At 49.4% G+C, this 9,710-nt stretch carries 7 protein-coding genes; 1 reads left to right on the forward strand and 6 read right to left on the reverse strand.

The annotated features are described in order from the left end of the window. Positions 1–222: 222 nt before the first annotated feature. The 6 genes from MJ768_RS06450 to MJ768_RS06475 all read right to left on the reverse strand — a co-directional run bounded on the left by MJ768_RS06450 (position 223) and on the right by MJ768_RS06475 (position 8,139). Positions 223–3,249 carry a PAS domain S-box protein gene (locus MJ768_RS06450; RefSeq protein WP_239289098.1) on the reverse strand — a complete coding sequence of 1,009 codons (3,027 nt, stop codon included), beginning with the start codon at positions 3,247–3,249 and terminating at the stop codon, positions 223–225. Positions 3,250–3,258: 9 nt separating this feature from the next. Then, positions 3,259–4,374: an FIST signal transduction protein gene (locus tag MJ768_RS06455; RefSeq protein WP_239289099.1), complete on the reverse strand. Its 1,116-nt coding sequence runs from the start codon at positions 4,372–4,374 to the stop codon at positions 3,259–3,261. A gap of 76 nt (positions 4,375–4,450) precedes the next feature. Beyond that, a complete protein-coding gene (locus tag MJ768_RS06460) occupies positions 4,451–5,488 on the reverse strand; it encodes an HD domain-containing phosphohydrolase (protein WP_239289100.1) in 1,038 nt (345 codons plus the stop codon). 178 nt (positions 5,489–5,666) lie between these two features. Next, positions 5,667–6,359, reverse strand: a complete 693-nt coding sequence (locus MJ768_RS06465) for an SDR family oxidoreductase (RefSeq protein ID WP_239289101.1) — start codon at positions 6,357–6,359, stop codon at positions 5,667–5,669. 62 nt (positions 6,360–6,421) lie between these two features. After that, positions 6,422–7,486, reverse strand: coding sequence for an NADH:flavin oxidoreductase/NADH oxidase (locus MJ768_RS06470; protein WP_239289102.1), 1,065 nt, complete (start codon positions 7,484–7,486; stop codon positions 6,422–6,424). Positions 7,487–7,752: 266 nt separating this feature from the next. Then, entirely contained in the window at positions 7,753–8,139 is a 387-nt protein-coding gene (locus MJ768_RS06475; RefSeq protein ID WP_445082974.1) for a phage holin family protein, read from the reverse strand. Between the two features lie 186 nt (positions 8,140–8,325). Between MJ768_RS06475 and MJ768_RS06480 the strand changes: the two genes are divergently transcribed. Next, entirely contained in the window at positions 8,326–9,534 is a 1,209-nt protein-coding gene (locus MJ768_RS06480) for an MFS transporter (RefSeq protein ID WP_239289104.1), read from the forward strand. Positions 9,535–9,710 lie beyond the last annotated feature (176 nt).

A 9,710-nucleotide genomic window follows, 5' to 3' on the forward strand; every position in this document is an offset into this window, starting at 1 on the left:
TTCATGGTGAGCCTCGCGCGAAGAAACGACGGCCCAAAAACCTTCCGCTGTTAACCGTGCCACGTCAAGTCGCTCGTGACCTCCTTTATGCTCAGCGAGAGCTTAACCGAGTGCCATGACATCCTGATCCCACTGCGAGCTTTATAAATTCACCAATAATCCGGCTCCTGCTCAGTTAGTGCGATTAAACCGACACTCGGGGAATCCTGGCAATTTCTGCAATCACCATCTATAGGCGCGGATGGTGGCTTGCAGCTCGGACAATGACGCGTCTAGCTCCATAACTGCTTCTACCAACCCATGCTGCCCGACGCTTTTCTCGACTATAGCAAGGGCCTGCATAGTGCGCTCTGCAACGAAGGTACCAACCATGCATTTCAGCGAGTGCGCGCTGTGGAGCACTGTATTGGCATCGCCCTGAGTGAGTGCCTCCTTGATGCGTTGCATATGTGGTGGGGTATCTGCCAAGAACAGACATACGATCTCTTCGAACAATTCGCGGTTGTCGTCCATTATCTGTCGCGTCTTGCTGAAATCGGCCACAGCCAACTGCACAGGAGGCATCACTTTCTTTTCAGTGTCTTCCTGAATGCATTGCGTCACACTATCCAGCTCACGCCACAACGCTTCGGTATCGATCGGTTTAGACAGGTAGCCATCCATACCGCGACGCAAACATTCCTCACGCACACCTTGCATCGCATGGGCGGTCATTGCCACGATGGGGATATGCGCACCGCTGGTTTGCTCTTTCTCGCGAATACGCCGGGTCGTCTCGTAACCGTTCATTTCCGGCATATCCACATCCATAAGGATCGCATCGTACTGTCTGTTATGCCAGTGTAGCAGTGTCTCGATACCATTGTTCGCCACGGTCACTGTATGTCCCAATTTTTTAAGCAAAAGGACCACGAGCTTCTGGTTCACCGCGTTGTCTTCCGCCAGCAGAAAATTCAGCTTGCGCCGCGTGTCGCGCAAAGCATGACGCATGATGAGTGGTTCCAATTGCTGTGGTGGTTCGACCAGTGCGGCCATGATAGACTCCTGCAAGTTAGACTCTGACAGCGGTTTCATCATGTAACCAGGAATGCCTAATTCGCGGAATTGCGCAGTATGTTGATTTTGTGCCAGAGCATTGGCAGCGATTGCGGGCATGACAAGAATAAAGTGGAACGAGCTACCTTTGCCCAACTCGCTTTCCAATCCGATCTTTCCCCCCATCAATCCAATAAGCTGCGCGGAGATGGTCAACCCCAAGCCGGTGCCGCCATATTTGCGTGTGGTTGTTGTGTCAGCCTGAGAGAATGACTTGAAGATGGTTTTGAATTTATCACGTGGAATGCCGGTGCCAGTATCGCGCACGTTGAAGCGCAGATTGGCGTGCTTGTCCCGTACATTGTCCAGGCGTTGTACTGCCACTTCAATCTCACCAGACTCAGTAAATTTTATGGCATTGCCCACTAGGTTGACGATCACCTGACGCAAACGGCCGGGGTCGCCAAGCACACGGTGTGGCACATCGGGTGCGACATTCAGCAACAATGTCAGTTTCTTCTGGTGCGCACGCACAGCAAACGACTTCATTGTGTTGTGCAATAATTGCTCTAGCGAGAATTCGACTATCTCGATGTTCATCTTACCCGATTCGATCTTGGAAAAATCCAGGATATCGTTGATGATATGCATAAGCTCGTCAGCAGACGATTTGACCAAGCTTAGGTACTCTCGCTGCTCATGGCTTAATTCGGTACCCAGCGCTAATTCGGTCATGCCGATGATGCCGTTCATAGGCGTGCGTATCTCGTGACTCATATTGGCCAAAAATTGGCCTTTGACCTTGTTCGCTTGTTCCGCGACGTTCTTCGCCTGCCGTAATTTTTCCTCACTCTTTTTGCGCTCAGTTATGTCCTGGAACGCCACAACCACACTTTCGACCACGCCATCGCGCATGATTGTTTGCGACGAAAATTCGACCGGAAATACTGTTCCATCTTTGCGCACGAAATACTGATCATCGCAGTGTGAACCAACTTTATTTTTCGTCTCCAATGTAGGATGGCAATCCTGACCTAACAACAGATAGCGGTCAGTCGTTTGTTTGTATAAAATTTCATTCACAGGCTTACTAATAAATTCTGCGCGCGTCCATCCTAACAACCTCTCCGCCTCTGAGTTCATGTAGGTGCATCGCCCATTTATGTCCTGTACATACAAACCTTCACCCAAAGTTTCGCTGATGTACTCGTAAAATGCCCTTTGCTCCTGCAGCTTTAGTTCGATCTCCTTACGAGCAGTGATGTCAGTGCGGATGGAAATATAGCGGACAGGGTGCCCCTGGTCATTCATGAACGGAACAATGGTGGAGTCTACCCAATAGTGAATGCCATCTTTACGACGGTTTTTCACTTCACCATGCCAAATTTTGCCGCAACCAATGGTCTTCCACATTTCCCTAAAGAATTCGTAGGGATGGTAGCCTGAATTCAAGACGCGATGATCTTGCCCTATCAATTCTTCGTTACTGTATTGACTGAGCTCGCTGAACTTATTGTTGGCATAGATGATTTTGCCGTTTGGGTCGGTCATGCTCACGATGGCGTGCTGATCCAGGGCGTATTTTTGGAATTCCAGTTCACTCAGCGTTTCTCTGAGGCGATCATAGGCCATACGTAAATTATTTTCTGCTTCCTGACGCAAGCTGATGTCATGAAACGACACTAGCGCTCCAGTTAATTTCCCTCCCACTATAATTGGACGCGCGAGATAATCGATCGGAAAAAATTTTCTATCACGGTTGAGATAATGACCGCTGCCGTCAATCGATTCCCCGTTCCGAATCACACTTAGCTGCGGACTAATTTCGGCGGGAAATAAAGAACCATCCGGAAGATGGTGTTGCACGATTTCATGAACCGGGCGTCCGATCAGCTCCTTCTCTTGCCAGCCCAGTAGCTTCTCGGCTGTCGCATTCATGAAAGTGAGCCTCCCCTCCAGATCGGTGGCGTACACGCCATCACTCAAGGTGTTCAGCAAAATCCGCGTTGTCTCGGCGTTCTGAATACGCATACGGTCGTTCACAGCATTCAGCTCTGTGGTGCTCATCAACAGGGCGTTCTGCAGCAGGCGTTGCTCTTTGTCCACATCATGATAATAACTATCGATGATCTCCAGAAATGACAGTAACCTCGCATCAGGTTGAAAGTCTTTGCCTAGATAGCGCCGCAATTGACGTTCGAGCAAGCGATGCATGAGATTGGTCTATTCGTAAATGGTGGTCAGCGTCATTGTCTGGTTGTGCAATTGGCACTGCATGACGTCACTGAATGGTGCCAGTTCACCATAAGAGTAGAAGCCAGTGATTGAAGTATTGTCGCCCAGTTTTTCTTGTACGATATCGAGCTCTTCCTCGGTTAATTGTCCCATTACCAAGCGCCTACCAACACAACTCACCAAAAGACACAAGCCAGTTGCACCCTGGCTAGATGGCTGCGCTTCTTCAGCCGCAAATCCGGCACTGATAATCAGATTATCCACATTGGCGCGCATCAGTTTACATTGATAGCCTTGTGGTACATCACCCGCAAAGGTCAAGCTTTGTGTTGCTTCGTCTATTGCCAGCAAAGTGCGTATCACAGCCTTATCTGCTTTGGTTGCCTGAATGCTCAATGGGAATCGCATACCACTGGCAGGTAGCTCTTTGGCCAGCTCGCCCAGATATTTCTTATAGAGCTCCAATGCCGGCTCCCCATCAATCTCATAAACCACATTCCTTTCCGATTTGGTGACAATACGGTCAGCACCAAACTCTTCCCAGCCGGCGAAACACCCACTCCTGATGGTGACTCCGCCATAAAAACCCAAGGCAGCGATGCGCCCCGTCTTGGCAGGCCCATCCGCCATTACCCAAGTTTCGCCAAATCGCGTGCCATCCCCTGCCAGTCCACCGGTCACTGGTATTCCCAACTCATTCAATCCCTGCGCCAGTTCACTGCCATTTACTTGGTGGCCATCAGAAAGAACGAATACATGGCGCAATCCTGCGCCGCTCAATTTCGACATCAGAAGCTTCCCCAACTCCCTCGCTCCCTTGCCCGGTTCCAAATCAACCGATGCGATGTTAATGCTGGAACGTTCAAGCTTGACTGCCGTCGCCACCACATCTCCATCGCTGATCGTCACGCCCATCACATTACCAGAAGAAGAACACCCGACAATGTGCGCTTGCGGGAACATCCCGCGTAATTGTGTATAGCAAGCCTCAGTCTGAAAATAAATATTGTCAGCAAAAACTAGCACTAAATCGGCATCTGCAAACAAACCTGCAGGGTGCTCCCACCCATCCATTTCTGACCAACGAATTTGACATATTTGCATGACATGCTTCCCTATTTAATTTCCAAATTTAGACTAAATCCGCAATTAATTCAATGCATAAACACTGTGTTCAAGTTTATGCATGGTCAGAAAATTTGTTCTTGATCGCCAGCACTTTATCGAAATCAGTAAAAAAAGCATCAATACACGCCGGATCGAAATGCTTGCCCGCACGCTCTTGCATCAATTGTGTCGCCCTTTCAATGCTCCACGCTTTTTTGTATGGACGGCTTGAAGTTAATGCATCGAAAACATCTGCCACTGCAACAATGCGCCCGAATAATGGAATGTCGTTGCCCGCCAGACCGCGCGGATATCCGCTACCATCGAATTTCTCGTGATGTGTCAGCGCGATCTCAGCTGCCATCTTGAGCAAGTGCGAGCTGCCGGTGTTGAGCACCTCGTAACCAATCACGGCATGCTGCTTCATAATGATTAACTCTTCATCAGTCAGCCTGCCCGGCTTGAGCAGGATTGAGTCAGGTGTACCAACCTTACCGATGTCATGCATCGGCGCGGCCTCCAGAATTAAATCCTGCTGATCGAGAGGCAACCCGAGAACGCAAGCGATGTGCTTTGAGTAATGCGCCATACGCAAAATATGCGCTCCTGTCTCTGGGTCACGGTACTCCGCCGCCCGAGCCAGACAAAAAATAGTCTCCTGTTCGCGTGCCACAATCTCGGCAGTGGCCTTGCGTACTTCCTGCGACAACCACTCTGCATGAGTAGAGAGTTGTTTGTGGCTTGTGCGTAATGCAAGCAAATTTTTGGCTCGCGCCAAAAACTCTACATTATCCAACGGCTTGTTAAGAAAATCGGATACCCCGCTGATGAGCGCCTCGTGGCGTACACCAGTGTTATTATTTGCCGTGACCATCAGCACTGGGATGCTTCCATAGTGATTAAAACTGCGGAACAGCCGGGTAAACTCAATGCCATCCATATCCTGCATCATGTAGTCAACTACGACCAAGTCTGGCTCGTTATCTCTGCACCAATCAATTGCCTTGCGCGGGTCGGTAAATGTGACGAACTCACACTCCGGAATTTTCCTGATGAGATGCTCCAATAACGTGACATTCATCTGAATATCATCAATGATCACAATTCGCATAAACCCTCTTTGATCTCTATCACTTGAATTAGTTTGAACCCATATTACCCATTTGAACAACTCAATCCAAACGGGTTTGCAATAGAAGTAGATTGTAAAATAGCGCGTCGGCAATGCTGGCGTCCGTTATATTCCACCAATGTGAATTGAGCCAGCGTTTGCATTGGCGCACCCAAAATCAATAAGACTCACCCACGGTTAGCGAAAGTCCGTTGTCTTTCGGGCCAAGGCCGAGCAGCCATGGTACCGCAGTTATAGCCCATTTCTCGGCGGTAGGATAATCCCGTGCTTGCGAACCGAAGGTACTGCGCAGCATATCCGTATTAATGATGCCGGGATTCAGGGGGATCGCCGCCATTCCCTGTGGCAGCTCCTGAGCTAATGCCTTGGTCAGACCTTCCATTGCCCACTTGGTCGCGCAATAAGGGGCGACTTCCGTATCGGTTGAGCGCCCCCAGCCAGAGCTAAAATTGATAATGACACCGCTCCGCTTGGCTACCATGGCGGGTACGAAATGCCGGATAACATTGGCTACTCCCTTTATGTTCGCATCGACGACCATGGAGAATTCACTGGCAGGCACTTTCCAAAGCGGCGCATTACGGTTGACGAGTGCGGCGTTGTTTATCAGCAGGTCGGGCGAACCGGCCAAGCTCAGGCAATGTTTTGTCCAATCACGCACAGCCTCATCGTTGGTGACGTCCACCACCTCGAAGCGACTGGCTGGCCCAAGAAGGTTATTGAGCTCATGAATCGCATCCTCTGATCGTCCACAACCTAAAACCCGGTGACCGAGGCGAACAAATCCCTCGGTCATGGCGCGCCCCAATCCACGGCTTACGCCTGTAATGACAATCACTTTTGAAGTCATGAGATCACCAATTTATTCATTGCTTGTATCCACCCGCTACGCAGTGTTCAAGTGAACGAGAGCTACAATTTAGCTCGTTGATATTGTGGCGGCCAATGGATGTCATCACCCAAACTTTTCGCAGCTTGGAGGGGCCAAGTGGGATTTCTCAGTAATTCTCGGCCAATGGACACCGCATCCGCTTGTTCCGTGACAAGGATATGTTCGGCTTGCATTACATTGGTAATCAAACCGACTGTGCTGACCATCATTCCGGTTTCCCTGCGAATAGTGGCGGCGAAAGATGTCTGGTATCCCGGCGCTGTCGGCACTGCCGCATCAGGGACAAGCCCACCAGAAGAAACATCGACCATATCGACCCCGATGGATTTAAGTTGCCGAACCAATTCGATGGAACTAGGCAAATCCCACCCGCCTTCCACCCAGTCAGTTGCGGAAATACGAACCATCACGGGCTTGTCATCAGGCCACAACTCCCGCACGATTTTCGCTACCTGCAAGGGCAGTCGGGAACGGTTTTCGAAATTGCCTCCATATGAATCGTTGCGAAGGTTAGACAATGGCGAAAGGAACTCATGCAGCAGGTAGCCGTGAGCCATGTGAATTATCAGTGTCTCGAACCCCGCTTTAAGCGCACGTTTTGTGGCTTCTGCAAATTGGTTCACGACATTGTCGATGTCGGCCTGAGTCATTTCTTTTGGAATGCAACTGTCAGGAGAAAACGGTAGCGCGCTTGGCGCGAGTGGCTGCCAGCCACCATCTTTCTGTTCTACAGGCAAGCCGCCTTTCCATGGCTGATCACTACAAGCCTTACGCCCAGCATGGGCGATCTGGATTGCGGGTGTCGCTCCTTGCTCCTTGATGAAAGATACAATGGGGCGAAGTGCCTCTGCTTGCTGGTCAGTCCACAAACCTAAATCATTTGAAGTGATGCGACCTTCGGGGGAAACAGCGGTGGCCTCCATCATGAGCAGGCCAACACCCCCTGCGGCCCTGGCTCCGTAATGTACGAGATGCCAATCACTAGGCATACCGTCATGGGCGGAGTATTGGCACATAGGTGCCATGAATATGCGGTTTCTTATTTCCACCTTGCGTAAACGAATTGGCGTGAATAGTCTGCTCATGCTTCTTATTCCTCCCTTTATTCTATTCCTTAAATTACAGGAGCAAACTTTGTGGCTTACTAGGAGCCTGTCGGACTTCTCTTGTAACTCATTGATTAAATTGATGCGCCCATTATTTAATCAAATTAATTTATATATAAAAAACAATATGTTACGTTGCCTCAAAACTCGAAGTCCGACAGTCTGCTAGACGCGTCCGCACATGGAAATTATTCAAGGAATGAGCACAATGCTCAAAACACTCAACTACCTTTCGCAGTGGTTTCTCAGATGTATATTCCTTTATGAGCAGGGATGATAATTGGATTGTCACCTGCCTGAAAGATGAATAGTCCCACAAAGAAACTGAGAACCGCAATGAAGATGCTCGCAAAAAATGCCGTCCAAAATCCCGATACCTTGAAGCCCGGAACAAGAGATGACACCAGAAGCATCATCAGCGCATTGATAACCAGCAGAAAAAAACCGAAACTGATAAGTGTTAACGGTATGGTAAGCAATATGACGAGAGGCCTAATGACCGCATTGGCGAGACCCAGCAATAGCGCCGATACAAACAAAGATTGTTTATTTGAAAAAGAAATACCGTGGAATATAAGGCCCGCAACCCATAGCGAAAGCGCAGTTATGCCCCAGTGAGCCAAAAATTCCATTATGTTATTCATCATAATCGGGACACCAACTCCGTTTCATCATTCTTTTAGGTGTTAATTCCTGAGCGACTGCTCTGGGTCGGATATTGACATTACACCCTCCTGTGATTGTCTTCTAGGCCTTGAGTTCTACCATATCGAAAGACAGATACAATCATACTCTTGCTCGATTAATCTACTGGAATTATGCAACCCTCTCTCAGCCTGCAACGCGAGAATCACCTGTTACTTACTCTCGCTGGCATTCAGTTCATTAACATTCTCGATTTCATGATTATGATGCCGCTCGGCCCTATCCTGATGAGTTCGTTCGACATGAACACACATGAGTTCGGACTTCTTGTCTCGTCGTACAGCTTCAGCTCCGCCTTGTCAGGATTATTGGCTGCGACGTTTGTTGATCGCTTCGAACGCAAACGATTGCTGCTATCAGTATCTATTTTGTTCGGGCTATCAACGCTGGCATGCGGACTAGCCCCCGGTTATTCCACACTAATTGTCGCACGCGGTTTGGCAGGAGTGTTTGGCGGCATAATGGGAGCAATGGTACAAACCATAGTTGGCGATGTGATTCCGTTCGAACGTCGCGCACATGCCAGCGGCGTAGTTTCGACTGCCTTTTCGATTTCCACAGTTGCCGGTGTACCGCTATCGTTGTGGTTGGCTAATCACGTAGGTTGGCGCGTACCGTTTATTCTGATCGCAGGGTTAGCAGTATTGTTCGTCCTCATCGGCCTGCGCATCTTGCCGGAACTGCGCCAGCACATTAGTACGAACAGGCGCGATCACCCTTTTGCGGCAATGTTTACTGTGTTGCGCGACATTAACCATCAACACGCCTTGCTATTTTCCGCGCTGATCATTTTTGCCGGCTTCACTGTGATTCCCTATATAACTCTTTACGCAGTAAGCAACGTCGGTATTTCGCAACATGACATCCCATTCGTCTACCTTGCAGGCGGCGCGGTAACTTTGATTTCTGCTCGACGGATTGGTCGTTGGGCTGACCTGCACGGAAAGGTAAAAGTCTATCGATTGGTAGCCGCCGCTGCATTGTTGCCTCTGTTTGCAGTAAGCCAAATCGGGATCGTACCGCTATGGCTGTGGCTGATTTGTACCACAACATTTTTCGTGCTGGTTTCTGGACGTATGATTCCTGCGATGGCCATCGTTACCTCGGCCGCACAGCCGAAACTGCGCGGCACCTTCATGTCACTCAACGCTACAATGCAATCGTTCGCCATGGGCTTGGCCACCACACTGTCAGGTTTTATCATCACACAAGATGGAGCGGGGAAAATCGTCGGGTATGCAACGGTAGGATATATAGCAATGACGGCGAACGTATTGGCAATTCTATTCGTGTCACGCATTGTGATGCATCATCAAAAATAGATTGTGTTTCTGCTATGGCAGTTCAATCCCGGTAATGACATTCTGCACCAACGTCGGATTTCAAATAAAAAATGAGGTTTAGGGGCCGTCTGTAATCGACGCAATGCAGAGAGTTTTTATCGGGCGGATTCAAGTTCGAAGTGCAACAGCCAGTGGTTGCTTGGTGTAGCGTAATT

Origin of the sequence: Candidatus Nitrotoga sp. 1052 (assembly GCF_927312905.1) — a bacterium.
In the GTDB taxonomy this organism is placed as follows: Bacteria; Pseudomonadota; Gammaproteobacteria; order Burkholderiales; family Gallionellaceae; genus Nitrotoga.